This is a genomic window from Brevibacterium sp. FAM 24630 (genome assembly GCF_049804075.1).
Taxonomy (GTDB): Bacteria; Actinomycetota; Actinomycetes; order Actinomycetales; family Brevibacteriaceae; genus Brevibacterium.
The window spans coordinates 49106-65311 of sequence record NZ_JBNBZD010000021.1 but is presented as its reverse complement, the minus strand read 5'-3'; the positions used below and the strand labels follow the sequence as shown (position 1 = coordinate 65311).

The 16206-nt window shown below is 62.6% G+C and carries 24 protein-coding genes; 3 read left to right on the top strand and 21 right to left on the bottom strand.

What is annotated here, in order from left to right; genetic code table 11:
- The first annotated feature begins 658 nt into the window (after positions 1-658).
- Positions 659-2179: a sodium/proline symporter PutP gene (putP, locus tag ACPUD7_RS14440; protein ID WP_135537102.1), complete on the top strand. Its 1521-nt coding sequence runs from the start codon at positions 659-661 to the stop codon at positions 2177-2179.
- A gap of 309 nt (positions 2180-2488) precedes the next feature.
- Here putP and rplQ read toward each other — a convergent pair whose 3' ends face one another.
- From rplQ to infA, 6 genes are all read right to left on the bottom strand, one after another.
- Positions 2489-3010, bottom strand: a complete 522-nt coding sequence (gene rplQ / locus ACPUD7_RS14435) for a 50S ribosomal protein L17 (RefSeq protein ID WP_425120280.1) — start codon at positions 3008-3010, stop codon at positions 2489-2491.
- A 23-nt stretch (positions 3011-3033) separates the two neighbouring features.
- Positions 3034-4032 (bottom strand): DNA-directed RNA polymerase subunit alpha, encoded by a 999-nt coding sequence (locus ACPUD7_RS14430; protein ID WP_135537104.1) that lies wholly within the window; start codon positions 4030-4032, stop codon positions 3034-3036.
- A gap of 150 nt (positions 4033-4182) precedes the next feature.
- Complete coding sequence (gene rpsK / locus ACPUD7_RS14425) at positions 4183-4587, bottom strand: 30S ribosomal protein S11 (protein ID WP_135537105.1); 405 nt, start codon at positions 4585-4587, stop codon at positions 4183-4185.
- Positions 4588-4640: 53 nt separating this feature from the next.
- Positions 4641-5009: a 30S ribosomal protein S13 gene (gene rpsM, locus ACPUD7_RS14420; protein WP_025777905.1), complete on the bottom strand. Its 369-nt coding sequence runs from the start codon at positions 5007-5009 to the stop codon at positions 4641-4643.
- A gap of 210 nt (positions 5010-5219) precedes the next feature.
- Positions 5220-5333 carry a 50S ribosomal protein L36 gene (rpmJ, locus tag ACPUD7_RS14415; RefSeq protein ID WP_009884960.1) on the bottom strand — a complete coding sequence of 38 codons (114 nt, stop codon included), beginning with the start codon at positions 5331-5333 and terminating at the stop codon, positions 5220-5222.
- Between the two features lie 60 nt (positions 5334-5393).
- On the bottom strand, positions 5394-5615 hold the full coding sequence (gene infA, locus ACPUD7_RS14410) for a translation initiation factor IF-1 (RefSeq protein ID WP_009379245.1): 222 nt from the start codon (positions 5613-5615) through the stop codon (positions 5394-5396).
- 500 nt (positions 5616-6115) lie between these two features.
- Here infA and ACPUD7_RS14405 point away from each other — a divergent pair, with 500 nt between their 5' ends.
- Positions 6116-7261: a MalY/PatB family protein gene (locus ACPUD7_RS14405; protein ID WP_425120279.1), complete on the top strand. Its 1146-nt coding sequence runs from the start codon at positions 6116-6118 to the stop codon at positions 7259-7261.
- Between the two features lie 36 nt (positions 7262-7297).
- On the opposite strand, the gene ACPUD7_RS14400 is transcribed toward ACPUD7_RS14405, so the two are convergent.
- Entirely contained in the window at positions 7298-8182 is an 885-nt protein-coding gene (locus tag ACPUD7_RS14400; RefSeq protein WP_425120278.1) for a PaaX family transcriptional regulator, read from the bottom strand.
- Positions 8183-8260: 78 nt separating this feature from the next.
- On the opposite strand from ACPUD7_RS14400, the gene ACPUD7_RS14395 reads away from it, so the two are divergent.
- Complete coding sequence (locus ACPUD7_RS14395; RefSeq protein WP_135537108.1) at positions 8261-8500, top strand: hypothetical protein; 240 nt, start codon at positions 8261-8263, stop codon at positions 8498-8500.
- A gap of 9 nt (positions 8501-8509) precedes the next feature.
- Here the strand turns inward: ACPUD7_RS14395 and map are convergent, their stop codons facing one another.
- The 14 genes from map to rpmC all read right to left on the bottom strand — a co-directional run bounded on the left by map (position 8510) and on the right by rpmC (position 16206).
- Positions 8510-9346: a type I methionyl aminopeptidase gene (gene map / locus ACPUD7_RS14390; protein WP_425120277.1), complete on the bottom strand. Its 837-nt coding sequence runs from the start codon at positions 9344-9346 to the stop codon at positions 8510-8512.
- A complete protein-coding gene (locus tag ACPUD7_RS14385; protein WP_135537110.1) occupies positions 9343-9909 on the bottom strand; it encodes an adenylate kinase in 567 nt (188 codons plus the stop codon). Before ACPUD7_RS14385 ends, map begins: the two co-directional genes overlap by 4 nt.
- A gap of 48 nt (positions 9910-9957) precedes the next feature.
- Complete coding sequence (gene secY, locus ACPUD7_RS14380; RefSeq protein ID WP_135537111.1) at positions 9958-11259, bottom strand: preprotein translocase subunit SecY; 1302 nt, start codon at positions 11257-11259, stop codon at positions 9958-9960.
- Positions 11260-11496: 237 nt separating this feature from the next.
- Positions 11497-11949, bottom strand: a complete 453-nt coding sequence (gene rplO, locus ACPUD7_RS14375) for a 50S ribosomal protein L15 (RefSeq protein WP_135537112.1) — start codon at positions 11947-11949, stop codon at positions 11497-11499.
- A gap of 1 nt (position 11950) precedes the next feature.
- On the bottom strand, positions 11951-12133 hold the full coding sequence (gene rpmD, locus ACPUD7_RS14370; RefSeq protein WP_135537113.1) for a 50S ribosomal protein L30: 183 nt from the start codon (positions 12131-12133) through the stop codon (positions 11951-11953).
- On the bottom strand, positions 12133-12816 hold the full coding sequence (gene rpsE / locus ACPUD7_RS14365) for a 30S ribosomal protein S5 (RefSeq protein WP_135537114.1): 684 nt from the start codon (positions 12814-12816) through the stop codon (positions 12133-12135). Before rpsE ends, rpmD begins: the two co-directional genes overlap by 1 nt.
- A complete protein-coding gene (gene rplR / locus ACPUD7_RS14360) occupies positions 12813-13193 on the bottom strand; it encodes a 50S ribosomal protein L18 (RefSeq protein ID WP_135537115.1) in 381 nt (126 codons plus the stop codon). Before rplR ends, rpsE begins: the two co-directional genes overlap by 4 nt.
- A gap of 2 nt (positions 13194-13195) precedes the next feature.
- On the bottom strand, positions 13196-13732 hold the full coding sequence (gene rplF / locus ACPUD7_RS14355) for a 50S ribosomal protein L6 (protein ID WP_135537116.1): 537 nt from the start codon (positions 13730-13732) through the stop codon (positions 13196-13198).
- Positions 13733-13748: 16 nt separating this feature from the next.
- On the bottom strand, positions 13749-14147 hold the full coding sequence (rpsH, locus tag ACPUD7_RS14350; RefSeq protein ID WP_135537117.1) for a 30S ribosomal protein S8: 399 nt from the start codon (positions 14145-14147) through the stop codon (positions 13749-13751).
- Between the two features lie 67 nt (positions 14148-14214).
- Positions 14215-14784 (bottom strand): 50S ribosomal protein L5, encoded by a 570-nt coding sequence (gene rplE / locus ACPUD7_RS14345; protein WP_135537118.1) that lies wholly within the window; start codon positions 14782-14784, stop codon positions 14215-14217.
- Positions 14784-15152 carry a 50S ribosomal protein L24 gene (rplX, locus tag ACPUD7_RS14340; RefSeq protein ID WP_135537119.1) on the bottom strand — a complete coding sequence of 123 codons (369 nt, stop codon included), beginning with the start codon at positions 15150-15152 and terminating at the stop codon, positions 14784-14786. Before rplX ends, rplE begins: the two co-directional genes overlap by 1 nt.
- A gap of 2 nt (positions 15153-15154) precedes the next feature.
- Entirely contained in the window at positions 15155-15523 is a 369-nt protein-coding gene (gene rplN / locus ACPUD7_RS14335) for a 50S ribosomal protein L14 (protein WP_135537120.1), read from the bottom strand.
- A gap of 144 nt (positions 15524-15667) precedes the next feature.
- Entirely contained in the window at positions 15668-15955 is a 288-nt protein-coding gene (rpsQ, locus tag ACPUD7_RS14330; RefSeq protein WP_135537121.1) for a 30S ribosomal protein S17, read from the bottom strand.
- A complete protein-coding gene (rpmC, locus tag ACPUD7_RS14325; protein ID WP_135537474.1) occupies positions 15955-16206 on the bottom strand; it encodes a 50S ribosomal protein L29 in 252 nt (83 codons plus the stop codon). Before rpmC ends, rpsQ begins: the two co-directional genes overlap by 1 nt.

The window sequence follows — 16206 nt, the reverse complement described above, 5'->3', positions numbered from 1 at the left end:
TGGGCTATGAGATCCCTGCCCGGGCGATGGAGTCGTTCTTCGATCGCACCGAGACGGAATCATCGGCAGCCGACCGGGCTGCTTGAGGAAATAGTGTTCTCCTGTCGAAACAACTTGACACAGTCCAGCTGGCCCTGGCCAAGGTCGCGATGGTGACGAACACGGGCCCGGAGAACACAGGCCCGAACGAACCTGGAGAAGAACCTCGACACGATGCGCCACTTCGATCCCGGCCACACCTATCTCATCAGCACCTTCCCCCGTTCTTCAAACATCTCGCCGGCGTATGGCCCACCTTCTCGGTTGCAGACCTCCATCACCGTCAGGCCGTCTGGAACCGGCCGATGCGCAGTTCACTGAGGCAAACACAGCCTGCCGCGAAGCCCTTCCGGATCCCCCGCTCGCCGCGTTCACCGTCGGATGATCGCCGACCGCGGCGCCGCGGTCCCCGCGGCTGACCCCGCATACGTCCCCGCGGTAGGGGTCGACCGTCGTCTGCCGCCTCGGCAACGTCACCGAAGCATTGCGATTCGACTACACCGCCCCCGTACGCGGCGACGGAGGTGTAGGCTCGCGCCATGCAGATTGCCAGCGAATTCACACCCGGAACCACTCCTGCTGTAAAGTCGCCTCGGTCTACAGAAGGAGCTGAGCTCAGATGACGGAAACCACTTTCCGTACGATTGCCATCGTTCTCTATTTCGTCGGGATGCTGTCCATCGGATGGTTCGCCTATCGCCGGACCAGGAACAACCTCGACGACTATATGCTCGCCGGGCGTGGTCTGCGCCCGAGCGTGGCGGCCCTGAGCGCCGGCGCATCGGATATGTCCGGATGGCTGCTCATGGGACTGCCCGGAGCCGTTTACCTCTCCGGTCTCATCGAGGCCTGGATCGCCATCGGATTGACGATCGGTGCGTGGGTGAACTGGAAGTTCGTGGCACCGCGTCTGCGAGCGTTCACGGAGCGGGCCGGTGATTCGATCACGATCCCCAGCTTCTTCGAACAGCGGTTGAAAGACCGCACCCGCCTGCTGCGCATCGTCTGCGGCGTCATCATCCTCGTGTTCTTCACCTTCTATGTCTCCTCAGGCATGGTCGCTGCCGGAAAGTTCTTCGAATCGAGCTTCGGGCTCAACTACATCGGGGGGATGCTCCTCGTCGCCGCGATCACCATGATCTACACTCTCTTCGGAGGCTTCCTCGGTGCGACGCTGACAGACGTCGCCCAGGGACTGCTGATGTTCGCAGCCCTCGTCGCCGTACCGATCGTCGCAGTCATCAATGCCGGTGGACCGGCGGCCGTGATCAGGAACGTCTCGGAGATCGACCCGGGTCTGCTCAATCTTCTGGGCTCAGGCGACTTCTGGACTTTCGCTACGATCATGTCGATCGTCTCCTCACTCGCGTGGGGTCTGGGCTACTTCGGTCAGCCGCACATCATCGTGCGCTTCATGGCGCTGCGCACCCCGGCTGACGCCACCGTCGCCCGCCGCATCGGAGTCAGCTGGATGGCGATTTCGGCACTCGGCGCCGTGGCCACCGCCATCGTCGGCATCTCCTACTTCTCCGAACACGCCGCACAGGAGCCGACGGACGCGGAGACCGTGTTCCTCGATCTCGCGCAGATCCTGTTCCACCCGTTCATCGCCGGACTCGTGCTGGCAGCGGTCCTCGCCGCGATCATGTCGACGATCTCCTCGCAGCTGGTCGTGACCTCCTCGGCACTCATCGAGGACCTGTTCAAGATCGTCGCTCTGCGAACAGGGTCCACGCGCACGCTGCAGGACAAAACCTATGTGCTCCTCGGCCGTCTCGGTGTCCTCGTCGTCGCGATCATCGCCGTAGTGCTGGCGCTCTCCCCGTCGAACAGCATCCTCGACCTCGTCGCCTTCGCCTGGGCCGGCTTCGGAGCATCGTTCGGTCCGATTGTCCTCCTCACCCTGTTCTGGAAGCGCCTGAGCAATTGGGGCGCTCTGACCGGGCTGCTGTCCGGCGCGGTCGTCGCCTTCGTGTGGGGACAGGTGAGCACACCGCTGACGGACGCGGTCTACGAGATCATCCCCGGGTTCGCGATCAACCTCATCGTTGCGGTCGTCGTCAGCAAGCTGACGTACAAGCACGATGAGGAATCCGACCGAGAATTCGACGAGTCAGTGGTGCTGTCGCGGGCGAAGTGAGCGCGACACGGCGGCCTCCGCGCCGCTCCCTGCGCACACGCTCGACCGATGACTTGTCCTCATTCGCGCGAAACCGCTGAGGGCAGAGCCTGAAGGCGGAACCAGCGAAGGCCGGAGCACAATGATGCTCCGGCCTTCGCTGCGTCTTCGCTCTCAGCTCATCGGCGGCAGAAGCCGATGCGCGATTGGCAAACACGGTTGCGGCCGACGGCGGAGTGAATGCATTTCAGGCGGGCACCCTGGTGGGTGCCCGCCTGAGAAGTTCGGCCGTGCCTCCGCAGCCGCGGAGCCGACGGTCGGAAGAGGAGCTTACTTGTCCTCGGCAGCCTCGGCGTCGGCCTCGGCAGCGGCTTCCTCGGAAGCCTCGGGGGCCTCATCGACGACCTCAGCCTCGACCGGAGCCTCTTCCTCAGCAGGAGCGGCAGCGGCGGTCGCCTGTTCGGCTTCCTTCACGGTCGCCTGCTTGGGCGAGTAGGGTTCGAGGACCAGTTCGATGACGGCCATCGGGGCGTTGTCGCCGGGACGGGGGCCGATCTTCGTGATCCGGGTGTAACCGCCGGGACGCTCAGCCATGGCCTCGGCGATCGAGGTGAAGAGCTCGTGCACGACCGACTTGTCAGAGATCTGACCGAGCACGCGACGACGTGCAGCCAGGTCACCCTTCTTCGCGTTCGTGATCATCCGCTCAGCGACCGGACGCAGACGCTTGGCCTTGGTCACGGTGGTGGTGATCTGCTTGTGCTCGAACAGCTGGGCAGCCATGTTGTTGAGCATCTGGCGCTCGTGTGTGGGCGATCCGCCGAGGCGGGGGCCCTTGGTTGGGGTTGGCATTGTGAGTTACTCCTAGGTCTAAATCAGTACTGTTCGTCTTCGACGTAGGACTGGTCCTCATCAACGAGACCGGAATCGAATCCGGCAGGACTGTCCTTGAGGCTGAGACCGAGCTCGTTGAGCTTGGCCTTGACCTCGTCGATCGACTTCGAACCAAAGTTGCGGATATCCATGAGGTCGGCTTCGCTGCGAGCAACTAGCTCACCGACGGTGTGGATGCCTTCGCGCTTGAGGCAGTTGTAGGAGCGCACGGTCAGGTCGAGGTCTTCGATGGCCAGCGCCAGATCGGCGGCCAGAGCCGCGTCCACAGGCGAGGGTCCGATCTCGATGCCTTCGGCTTCGACGTTGAGCTCTCGAGCCAGGCCGAAGAGCTCGACCAGGGTCTTGCCCGCAGACGCGATCGCGTCGCGCGGAGTCATCGAGGGCTTGGTTTCAACATCGAGGACCAGACGATCGAAGTCAGTGCGCTGTTCGACGCGTGTGGCTTCGACCTTGTAGGTGACCTTGAGAACCGGGGAGTAGATCGAATCGACCGGGATCCGGCCGATCTCTGCATCCGCATTCTTGTTCTGAGCGCTCGAAACGTATCCGCGTCCGCGTTCGATGGTCAGTTCCATGTCCAGACGACCCTCACCATTCAGCGTGGCGATGTGCAGGTCCGGATTGTGGATCTCGACCCCAGCAGGAGCAGAGACATCGGCAGCGGTCACAGTGCCAGGACCCTGCTTGCGCAGGTAGGCGACGACCGGTTCGTCGAATTCGGACGACACGACCAGGGACTTCAGGTTGAGGATGAACTCAGTGACATCCTCTTTGACCCCCGGAACGGTGCTGAACTCGTGGAGAACTCCGTCGATCCTGATGGACGTGACGGATGCACCGGGAATCGATGACAGCAGAGTCCGGCGAAGCGAGTTGCCGAGGGTGTAGCCGAATCCTGGCTCGAGCGGTTCGATGGCGAACCGTGAGCGGTTATCGGAGACGACTTCTTCCGTGAGCGTTGGGCGCTGTGCAATGAGCACGTGGGCTTCCTTTCAGCGAACATCCGCTATATGACGTTCGCACTGCACGTCATGGCATGAGCCATGAAGAACGGTTCGGGTTATCTGGGAATCCGTTCTGCGACCGATGCCGGGCTCCCGCCCGTCATCCGTTGCAGTTCCACGGAAGGATCAGCCGCGGCGGCGCTTGGGGGGACGGCAGCCGTTGAACGGAACCGGGGTGACATCCTGGATGGTGCCCAGTTCCAGGCCCGCGGCCTGCAGCGAACGGATCGCGGTCTCACGACCCGAGCCGGGTCCCTTGACGAACACGTCGACCTTCTTCAGGCCGTGTTCCTGCGCGCGACGAGCAGCCGATTCGGCAGCCATCTGTGCGGCGTACGGGGTCGACTTGCGCGAACCCTTGAAGCCGACCTCACCTGAGGAGGCCCAGGAGATGACAGCACCGCTCGGATCAGTGATCGACACGATGGTGTTGTTGAAGGTTGATTTGATGTGAGCCTGGCCGGCGACGATATTCTTCTTCAGCTTGCGGCGAGGCTTGCGCACTGTAGCGGCGCGTGACTTGGGAGGCATAGATTCCTACTCCTGATCGAGGTGGTTGGCCGCAGCCAACCGGGGTGAGCGAATTACTTCTTCTTACCGGCCACGGTGCGCTTGGGGCCCTTGCGGGTACGCGCATTCGTCTTGGTCCGCTGTCCGCGAACCGGCAGACCGCGGCGGTGACGCAGGCCTTCATAGCTTCCGATTTCGACCTTGCGGCGGATATCGGCGGCCACCTCACGACGGAGGTCACCCTCAACCTGGAATGTGCCCTCGATGTAGTCACGCAGCTGGACGAGCTCGGCGTCGCTCAAGTCCTTCACACGGGTATCAGGGCTGATTCCCGTTTCGGTCAGGGTCTGGCGCGCACGGGTGCGGCCCACACCATAGATGTAAGTCAAGGCGACTTCCACGCGCTTTTCACGCGGGATGTCGACTCCGGCAAGTCGTGCCATAGGTACTGTCTCCTGTTGTTGTTTCGGAGGTGCTGATGCAAACCTGTCCCTGGTCCCCCAAGGTCTCCGGCCCCCGACCGGAGGTATCGTCCTGTGCCTTCGCCTGAGAAGTTCTCACTTCACAGGGGCCCGGGCGCAGATGGCGAGGTTTGCGCGGGTGTGGTGCTGCTGAAGCTCCTCAGAGGAGCTTCGATCTGCTCGAAGAGCTGCTCAACCCTGGCGCTGCTTGTGGCGCGGGTTGGAGCAGATGACGATGACCCGACCGTGACGGCGGGTAATCTGGCAGTTCTCGCAGATCTTCTTGACGCTGGGCTTAACCTTCATCGTTTTTCCTTCTTTCGGTCCTTGCCCTGAAGGGAGCAAGACGCGAATGATCGAAGATCCTTACTTGTAGCGGTAAACGATTCGTCCGCGCGAGAGATCGTATGGAGACAGCTCCACAATGACCCGGTCCTCGGGAAGGATGCGGATGTAGTGCTGACGCATCTTTCCGGAGATATGTGCCAGCACCTTGTGCCCGTTGCTCAGCTCAACCCGAAACGATGCGTTCGGCAGAGCTTCGACAACGGTGCCTTCGATCTCAATGACCCCTTCTTTTTTGGCCATATCGCTCGCTAACCTCGTATTCCCGCGAAACCTTCGCGTTCGACGTAATCGTGTATCACCGACTCAATGCCGGTGACCCCATGGCCCGTCGCTCTCGTCACCACATAAAAGACGTGGATGGCAGAAGCCGCCCACATCTGAAAAAGGGTGAGTTGAGTGAGAACAGACCAATCCACAACCCTACACCACGTGCGAAGAATCTTCCACACGGTGTTCGCTTCTGCGCGTGAAGTCCCTTACAATCCCGTCCGCGCCGTGCCGCAGCCGCCCGGCACGGCTCCCCTCTGCCGATTCAGGTCCCTCCTATGACTCCCGACGACAGGCTGCGCACCGGACGATGGTCTCGACTGCTAGCGTGAGAAACTCATTCGGGCGGGCACCGACGCATGCGGCTGTGTGCGACGAGCGCCCGTCCGTCCCACGGCAGCAGTCACGGTCGGAGCGATTGCGCACACCGCTCCGCCCGGTACCGCCGAATCGTCCAGCAGAGGAGAACGACGATGTCCGAGTTCGACGCCATCACGCAGGAGTCCCTGGTTGCGAAGGGCGGCCGCAAATGGTCTGCCTTCCCCGGTTCGATCGGCGCATTCATCGCCGAGATGGACTTCGGCGTCGCTCCCGCCGTGCGCCGATCCCTCCAGGTGATCGACGACCGTGACCTCTACGGCTACGCTCCCGCCGACCTCACAGCCGAACTCAGAGCCGCGACCTCCGGATTCTGCGCCGACCGCTACGGGTGGCAGATCCCCGTCGAACACATCGAGCCGGCCAGCGATGTGCTCGCGGCGTTCCTCGGCGTGCTCACCCACCTCACACCTGCCGACACCCCGATCGTGCTCCCGACCCCGGCGTACATGCCGTTCTTCGACGTCGCCCGGGTCACCGGCCGCCGCCTCATCGAAGCGCCGATGCTGCGCTCGGAAACCGGGTGGTCGCTCGATCTCGACGCCATCGCCGCTGCGCTCACCCCCGGCGCCACCCTCGTTCTGTGCAACCCTCACAACCCCATCGGCAAGGTCTACACCGAAGACGAGCTGTTGGCCCTCGCCGAGGTGGTCGAGGCCGAGGAGGCCCGGGTGTTCTCTGACGAAATCCACGCCCCCGTCGTCTACGACCCCGCCAAGCACATTCCCTACGCCACCCTCACCGAGGCGACCGCCGCCCACACCACCACCGCGACGGCCGCGTCGAAGGCCTTCAACATCCCCGGCCTCAAATGCGCACAGCTGATCCTGACCTCCCCGAGCGATCGAGAAACGTGGAAGCAGAAGGGTCAATTCGTCTCCGGGGCGGCATCGAATCCCGGAATCCTCGCAACCACAGCCGCCTATACCCGTTCACTCGACTGGCTCGACGAGGTCAACGGCTACCTCAAAGGCAGTCGCGACCTGTTCACCGATCTCGTCACCTCGCTGCTCCCCAACGCCGCCTACATCCAGCCGGAGGGCACGTACCTGGCGTGGCTGGATCTGCGCGGCTACGGTCTCGAGTCGGGACTGGCCGAAACGATCAATTCCCGCGCGGGGGTGGCAGTGACCGAGGGACGACTGTGCGGTGAGGTCGGCGCCGGGCATATCCGGTTCAACTTCGCACTCCCCCGTCCCCTGCTCACCGAGGCGGTCGAACGGACCGCTCGGATTCTCTGAGATTCTTCGGACCATGCGTGAGGGCTGCGACCCGGGTCATCGCTGCGGCAGCCATTCGATGAGGTCATAGGACGAGCACGACCCCGCACATTCGAGGATCCTCTGGTCGAATCTGAGGTAGTACTCGAGGTTGCACTGATTCATCAGCTTCCGGAACCTCACGGCCGGCTGTGTGCCTTCGACGAGCACTTCGGGCAGCAGAGGGTGGGCCATCACATCCCGGGCAACATCGAAGTACAGATCGAAGAAGCTGCTGAGACTCAGTCCCACACGTCCGGTACCCGGTGCTGAACCATTTGCGCTCAGTGCGTTCATCCGCTCTTCCAGCGCAGGCAGCTGTGCGAGGGCCGCGTCGAGGCCGAAGGCTCGGGAGGTCATCCTGCGTGCCGCCTCCACTGACTCGGGAGTCAGAACGGCGGTCTCATACCAGCCGGGATCGGCGATCGCGGGCAGACGCGCATCCAGCTGCGCACTGCGGTCGGAGAAACCCACGAGAATCCCCGGGCGCAGCTGTCCGTAGCCGAGACTGCGGGCGATGTACTGCAGACGGTCACGCACGCCTCGTGCGGCCTCGGGAACCGAGTACAGGATGGTGTGAAAGCGACCTTCGTATTCGGGGAAGACATGATCGCCGGCGATATCGGTGAAGCCTGAGAGGATGTGCGCGCTGAGCCGGTAGACGGACACCCGTCCGACCCGTTCACTGCAAAGGATCCCCCGTCGGACCATCCGCACGAGCTGGTTGTGGACGCTCGAGGACGAATACCCGTGTTCGCCGAGGATGCTGACAATCACCGGACCCGGCAGACCGCTGGCCTGAAGGCATCCGAACGCGGAGATCACGTCGAAGGCGATCCGTGTCATCCGATAGCGATCGCCCACATCTGTCTGACGTTTCGGGACATCGTAGACACTCGCCATGGCGAGATCCTACCGTGAAAACACAAGTATCGGTGCCGACAGGACCGAGATCGCGACGATGCGTCTAGGAGCCACGACATGGATGACCACACGTACACTCTCGAGCAGCGCGCCTATCAGATGTCACGCACAGCCGGTGTGCTGGCCGGCGCAATCACGGCATTCATCGCGTTCTGCGCATTCCAGTTGGCCGGATTCAACATCGTCGAGACGGCGGCGTGGATGTTCGCTCTCGCACTCATGGCGGCGTCGGGAACCTTCACCGCCGTCTATTTCGTCGGCAGGGCTTCACTGAAGAAGCAGGCGCTGACGACCTGAGTTCTCCCCTCAGGCGCTCTTCGGAGGCACAGGTGTGATTCCGAACGGCGCCAACCCGGCCGCTCCCCCATCCTCGGCGGTCAGCACCCAGACTCCCCCGTCGTGGCGGGCCACACTGTGCTCCCAGTGACTCGCCCGAGAACCGTCCGCCGTCACGACCGTCCAGTCATCGGCGAGGGTGCGGGTGTCCCCACCTCCCGTGGTGAGCATCGGCTCGATCGCCAGGCACATTCCCGCCTTGATCTTCGGTCCGTTCGACCGGGCGCGGTAGTTGAGCACTTCAGGTGCCATGTGCATGGCAGTGCCGATGCCGTGCCCGGTGAATTCCTCGACGAGACCCAGATGCGGATGGTTCTCAGTCACGAAGTCGTCGATGGCGTCGCCGATGTCGCTGACCTTCGTGCCGGTGGCGAATGCGGCGATGCCGGTCCACATCGCCGTCTCGGTGGCGACGGAGAGCAGACGGTCCGCTTCGGTGCCGGCATCATCGCCGCCGACGATCATCGTCAGTGCCGAATCTCCGTGGAAGCCATCGACGATGGCACCGCCGTCGATCGAGACGATGTCACCTGCTGCGAGGACACGACTGCCGGGGATGCCGTGGACGATCTCCTCATTCACGGAGATGCACACCACGGCGGGGAATCCCTGGTATCCCTTGAAATTCGACCGCGCGCCGGCGGCATCGATGACTGCTTCGGCCGCGGCGTCCACCTCGGCGGTCGTGGCACCGGGAACGGCCGCGGACCGGGCGGCTGAGAGCACTTGGCGTGTCAGCTGCCCGGCCCGGTGCATGAGCTCGAGCTCCGCAGGAGTCTTGAGCTCGATCCGTGGTCCGAAGATCATCGTATGGACGACAGGATACGGTCAGTGATGTCGTTGACCTCTCCGAGGCCGTCGACCTGGCGCAGCAGACCGCGGCTGCGGTAGATGTCGGTCAGCGGCTGGGTCTGCTCTTCGTAGACGTCGAGGCGGTGGCGGATGACGTCTTCGCTGTCATCGCTGCGGCCCTCGGTCTGTGCGCGGGCGAGCAGACGAGCGACGACTTCGTCGGTGTCAGCAGTGAGTTCGACGACGTGTTCGATCGCCTTGTCTTCGGCCGAGAGCATCCGATCGAGTTCTTCGACCTGGGCGCTGGTGCGCGGGTAGCCGTCGAGCAGGAACCCGTCTGCCGCATCGTCCTGAGCCAAACGGTCAGCGACCATCGAGTTCGTGACCTCGTCGGGAACGTATTCGCCGGCGTCCATGTAGCGCTTGGCGAGCTTGCCGAGCTCGGTCTCACCCTTCACGTTCGCCCGGAAGATGTCTCCGGTGGAGATCGCCGGGACGCCGAGCGCCTCCGACAGACGAGCCGCCTGGGTGCCCTTGCCGGCCCCCGGGGGGCCGATCAGGATAATGCGTGAACTCATAAGGTGTCCTTCCAATGGTTGTCCGCTGAAGCTCAGCGTCAGGTCAAATCAGCGCAACAGTCCTTCGTAGTGGCGCTGCTGCATCTGCGCATCGATCTGCTTGACCGTCTCGAGGCCGACGCCCACGACGATGAGCAGCGAAGTTCCGCCGAACGGGAAGTTCTGGTTCGCGTTGATGAGCACCAGCGCGATGAGCGGAATGAGGGCGACGAAGGCCAAGTAGAGCGAACCGGGGAAGTTGATGCGGCTGAGCACGAAGCTGAGGTATTCGGCAGTCGGTCGACCGGCGCGGATGCCGGGGATGAACCCGCCGTACTTCTTCATGTTGTCCGCGACCTCTTCGGGATTGAAGGTGATCGCCACGTAGAAGTAGGCGAAGAAGATCGTCAGCAGAGCGTAGACGGTGATGTAGATCGGGTGATCGCCGCGGGTGAAGTAGGTGTTGATCCATTCGACCCACTTCGACTCGGGATCGAAGAACTGCGAGATCAGGCTCGGCAGGTAGAGCACCGAGGAGGCGAAGATGACGGGGATGACTCCGGCCATGTTCACCTTGATCGGGATATAGGTCGAGGTGCCGCCGAACATACGACGCCCGACCATCCGCTTCGCGTACTGGACGGGCACGCGACGCTGCGACTGTTCGACGAAGACGACGAGCGCGACGAGGACCAGGCCGACCGCCAAGACGATGAGGAAGATGTCGACGCCCTGCTCGCGGAAGATCGCACCGAGCGAGGACGGGAACGCCGAGGCGACAGAGGTGAAGATCAGCAGCGACATACCGTTGCCGACACCGTGCTCGGTGATCTGCTCGCCCAGCCACATGATGAGGCCGGTACCAGCGGTGAGCGTGAGCACGAGGACTGCGATGCCCCACCAGGTGTCGTTGGCGATGAGGTCGGTGCAGCCTTCGACGCTGCCGAAGAGCGCACCCGAACGGACAGTGGCCACGAGCGTGGTCGAGTTGAGGATCGCCAGGCCGATGGTGAGGTAACGAGTGTACTGGGTCAGCTTCGCCTGACCGGACGCCCCTTCCTTGTGGAGGGATTCGAAGCGCGGGATGACCACGCGCAGGAGCTGCACGATGATGCTCGCCGTGATGTAGGGCATGATGCCCAGAGCGAAGATCGACAGCTGCAGCAGAGCGCCACCGCTGAAGAGGTTGATCATTGCGAATCCGCCCTCATTCAGCTGAGGCGAAGCCACACACTCCTGCACCTGGGTGTAATCGATGCCGGGCGAGGGAATGAACGAGCCGAGTCGGAAGATGACAAGAATGCCCAGGGTGAAGAGGAGTTTGTTCCTCAAGTCGGGCGTTCTGAAAGCCCTCCGGATTGCGCCGATCAAGCGTCCTCCTCGTTGGCGGATGAAAAGTCAGAGTCGTGGTCGCGACCTGGCGAATGAGACAAATACCTGCAAAAGACTATCAGGGTATGACCTCCAGACTGAAACCGGTCAGTGGCCCGACAGACTGGTTTCGGAGTGATTCCCGGGGTATTGCCGGGCATGCAGAAGGGGGCGGTCACCGCAGTGACCACCCCCTCTTTCAGCATTGAAGCCTCAGGCCCGTTCCAACGGATCCGATCAGGCTTCGCTGGCGCTTCCGCCTGCAGCCTTGATCTTCTCGGCCGCTGAGCCGGAGAACTTGTCTGCAGTGATGTTCAGAGCCACGGTGATCTCACCGGTGCCGAGAACCTTGACGGGCTGCTTGGGACGCACAGCACCCTTAGCCACGAGATCGGCGACGGTGACGTCTCCTCCCTCGGGGAACAGGGCGGACAGCTTGTCGAGGTTGACAACCTGGAACGTCACCTTGGCCGGGTTCTTGAACCCACGCAGCTTCGGCAGACGCATGTGCATCGGTGTCTGGCCACCCTCGAAGCCGTGCGGAACCTGGTAACGGGCCTTCGTGCCCTTGGTTCCGCGACCGGCGGTCTTACCCTTCGAAGCCTCACCACGACCCACACGGGTCTTGGTGGTCTTGGCTCCGGGGGCCGGGTGCAGATCGTGCAGCTTCAGCGAGTCGTTGTTCGACATATCAATCGACCTCTTCCACAGTCACGATGTGGCGAACAGCGTTGATCATTCCCCGGATCTCCGGGCGATCATCCTGCACCACAACGTCGTTGGTCCGCTTGAGACCGAGCGAACGCAGCGTATCGCGCTGGCTCTGACGGTAACCGATAGCGGACTTGCGCTGAGTAATCTTGAGCTTTGCCATCAGGACTTCGCCCCACTTTCAGCAGCTGCTCGCAGCAATGCGTGCGGAGCAACCTCGTCGACGGGAAGGCCGCGGCGAGCCGCAACTTCCTCGGGCCGTTCGAGGCTCTTCAGCGCGGTGATCGCAGCGTGCACGATGTTGATCGCGTTCGACGAACCCAGCGACTTCGACAGCACATCCTGGACGCCAGCGGCATCGAGGACTGCACGGACGGGTCCGCCGGCGATGACACCGGTACCGGGAGCGGCCGGACGCAGCAGGACAACGCCTGCGGCTTCCTCGCCCTGGACCGGGTGCGGAATGGTCTTCTGGATGCGGGGGACACGGAAGAAGTTCTTCTTCGCTTCCTCAACACCCTTGGCGATGGCGGCAGGAACTTCCTTCGCCTTGCCATAGCCCATGCCGACCATGCCGTCGCCGTCGCCGACCACGACGAGAGCCGTGAAGGAGAACCGACGTCCACCCTTGACGACCTTCGACACGCGGTTGATGGTGATGACGTGCTCGACGAACTGGTTCTTGTCGTCACGATCGTTGCGACCGCCACGCCCACGGCCTTCGCCGCGTCCGCGGCCCTGGCCGCCCTGTCCACCCTGGCCGCGGCCACGGGAGGAACGGTCACCGCTGTTGTCGGTGCGCGTCTCAGCAGTCGCCTGCTGTTCCTTGTTCTCTTCAGTGCTCATAGCGCCAATCCTCCTTCACGGGCACCTTCGGCGATTGCCTGCACACGGCCGTGGTAGGCGTTGCCTCCACGGTCGAATACGACGGCTTCGATACCGGCGTCCTTGGCGCGCTGGGCAACCAGTTCGCCCACCTTGCGGGCTTTGCCGGTCTTGTCGCCTTCGAATGTCCGCAGATCGGCTTCCATGGTGGAGGCCGAGACCAGGGTCTTGCCGACGGTGTCGTCGATGACCTGGACGAAGACATGGCGCGTGGAACGAGTCACTGAGAGGCGCGGGCGCTCGGCCGTACCGCTCACATGCTTGCGCAGACGAGCGTGACGACGCTTGCGAGCAGCAGCCCTGCCCTTGCCGTAGCTTTCCTTCTTGCCAAAGGCCATCTTTACTTACCAGCCTTTCCGACCTTGCGACGGACGATTTCGCCGGCGTAGCGCACACCTTTGCCCTTGTAGGGTTCGGGCCTGCGCAGCTTCCGGATGTTTGCAGCGGTCTCACCGACCAGCTGCTTGTCGATTCCGTGGACGCCGACCTTCGTCTGACCCTCGACGCTGAAGGAGATTCCCTCAGGCGGCTCGACGACGATGGGATGGCTGTAGCCGAGGGCGAACTCGAGGTTCGATCCCTTGGCCTGCACACGGTAACCGGTTCCGACGATCTCGAGGCCCTTGGAGTAGCCCTCGGTCACACCGACGATCAGGTTGTTGATGAGCGTGCGTGACAGTCCGTGCAGGGAACGCGATTCGCGCTCCTCGTCCGGACGCGCCACGGTGACGACACCGTCTTCGAGCGATACGGTGATCGGCTCGGCGATGGTGACAGACAGTTCGCCCTTGGGTCCCTTGACGGCAACATCCTGGCCGTCGACCTTGACCTCGACGCCGCTGGGAACGGAGATCGGGTTCTTGCCAATACGTGACATATTCTTCTCTCCTTCCTTACCAGACGTAGGCGAGGACTTCCCCACCCACACCCTTCTTGGCGGCCTGGCGGTCTGTCAGGAGGCCTGACGAGGTCGACAGGATGGCGATGCCGAGTCCGCCGAGAACCTTGGGCAGGTTCGTGGACTTCGCGTAGACGCGCAGTCCCGGCTTCGACACACGACGCAGTCCGGCGATGGAACGTTCCCGGTTGGGTCCGAACTTGAGGTCCAGGAACAGGGTCTTTCCGACCTCGGCGTCTTCGACGCTCCAGCCGGTGATGTAACCCTCCGTCTTGAGGATCTCGGCGATGTTCGACTTGAGTTTCGAGAACGGCATGCTGACGTCCTCGTGATAAGCCGAGTTGGCGTTGCGCAGACGCGTGAGCATGTCTGCGACTGGATCAGTCATTGTCATTTGGGCACTTGCCCTTCCTCGTTACGGTTTCCGCCCACATGCTGTGCTTGGACCTGCAACGTAGCGATTATTTTGTCTTGAACGGGAACCCGAGGTGACGCAGCAGTGCACGTCCCTCATCGTCCGTCGTGGCAGTGGTGACCACGGTGATATCCATACCGCGGACACGGTCGATCCGGTCCTGGTCGATCTCGTGGAACATCGACTGCTCCGTGAGACCGAAGGTATAGTTGCCGTGTCCGTCGAACTGACGATCCGAGAGTCCGCGGAAGTCGCGGATACGCGGCAGTGCCAGGGTGATGACGCGGTCGATGAACTCCCACATCCGTGCTCCACGCATGGTGACGTGGACACCGATGGGCTGGCCCTCGCGCAGCTTGAACTGAGCGATGGACTTCCGAGCCCGGGTCACGACCGGCTTCTGACCGGTGATCAGAGTCAGATCGTTGACGGCGCCTTCGATCAGCTTGGAATCGCGTGCTGCGTCACCCACACCCATGTTCACGACGACCTTGGTCAGTCCGGGAACCTGCATGGGGTTGGCGTAGTTGAACTCTTCCTGCATCTTCGCCACGATCTCATTGCGGTAAATCTGCTTGAGACGCGGTGCGGGACGGCTGGTGGTTGTTTCCGTCATCAGATCTCCTCCCCGGTGCGACGCGAGTAGCGAACCCGAACGGTCTTGGTGCGACCGTCGCGCTCGACGTTCTCTTCGCGGTATCCGACGCGGGTGGGCTTGTTGTCCTTGGGATCAACGAGCGCCACGTTGGACACGTGGATGGGGGCTTCGTGGGTCTCACGGCCACCAGCGGTGCCGCCGGCCTGAGTCTGCGTAGCCTTCTTGTGCTTGATCACGCGGTTGACGCCCTCGACGAGCACACGGTTGCGTTCGGGGTAGACGGCAAGAACCTTGCCCTGCTTCCCGCGATCGCCACCACGTGACTCCCGAGCGCCTGCGATCACCTGGACGAGATCGCCCTTCTTGATCTTGAGCTTGTTCGCCATGCTCACAACACCTCCGGTGCCAGGGAGACGATCTTCATGAACTTCTTGTCGCGGAGTTCGCGTCCCACGGGCCCGAAGATGCGGGTTCCGCGCGGCTCCTCATCGTTCTTGAGGATGACAGCTGCATTCTCGTCGAACTTGATGTAGGAGCCGTCGGGACGACGGCGTTCCTTGGCGGTGCGAACGATGACAGCCTTGACGATGTCACCCTTCTTCACGTTTCCGCCGGGGATTGCGTCCTTGACGGTTGCCACGATGGTGTCACCGATCGAGGCGTAGCGCCGACCGGAGCCACCCAGGATCCTGATGGCCAGGATCTGCTTGGCGCCAGTGTTGTCGGCGACTTTGAGTCGCGACTCTTGCTGAATCACTATTTTCTCCTGTCGTCGCGCTGGTTCTCACGCACAGGCGTGAGCCTTGCGGAACGGATTCATTGACATTTCACCCCGTTCCCGGTAGCCGCCCGCAGTCTCCAGGAGACCGCGGGCGGGACCGGGTGGGTGGGGTGGCGTTGGTTACTTGGCGCGTTCGATGATCTCGACGAGCCGCCAACGCTTCGCGGCCGAAAGCGGCCGCGTCTCGGCCACGAGGACGAAATCACCGATACCGGCGGTGTTCTCCTCATCGTGAACCTTGTACTTGACCGACTTGCGCAGGACCTTGCCGTAGAGGCGGTGCTTCATGCGCTCCTCGACCTCGACGACGATGGTCTTGTCCATTTTGTCGGATACGACGTAACCACGTGCAGTCTTGCGGGAGTTCCGCTCCGCAGCAGTGGCCTCAGTGTTCGCGGTCTCCGCCATCACTTGCCCTCTTCCTTAGCATCAGCGGGGTTCGGACGGATGTCCAGCTCCCGTTCGTTGAGCACGGTGTAGATACGAGCGATGTCGCGACGCACAGCCTTGAGGCGACCGTGGCTCTCCAGCTGGCCGGTGGCCGACTGGAAACGCAGGTTGAACAGCTCGGCCTTGGCCTTCTTGAGCTCCTCGAGCAGACGCTCGTTGTCGAAACCGTCCAGTGCGTCGATGGAAAGGTTCTTCGAACCGATTGCCAT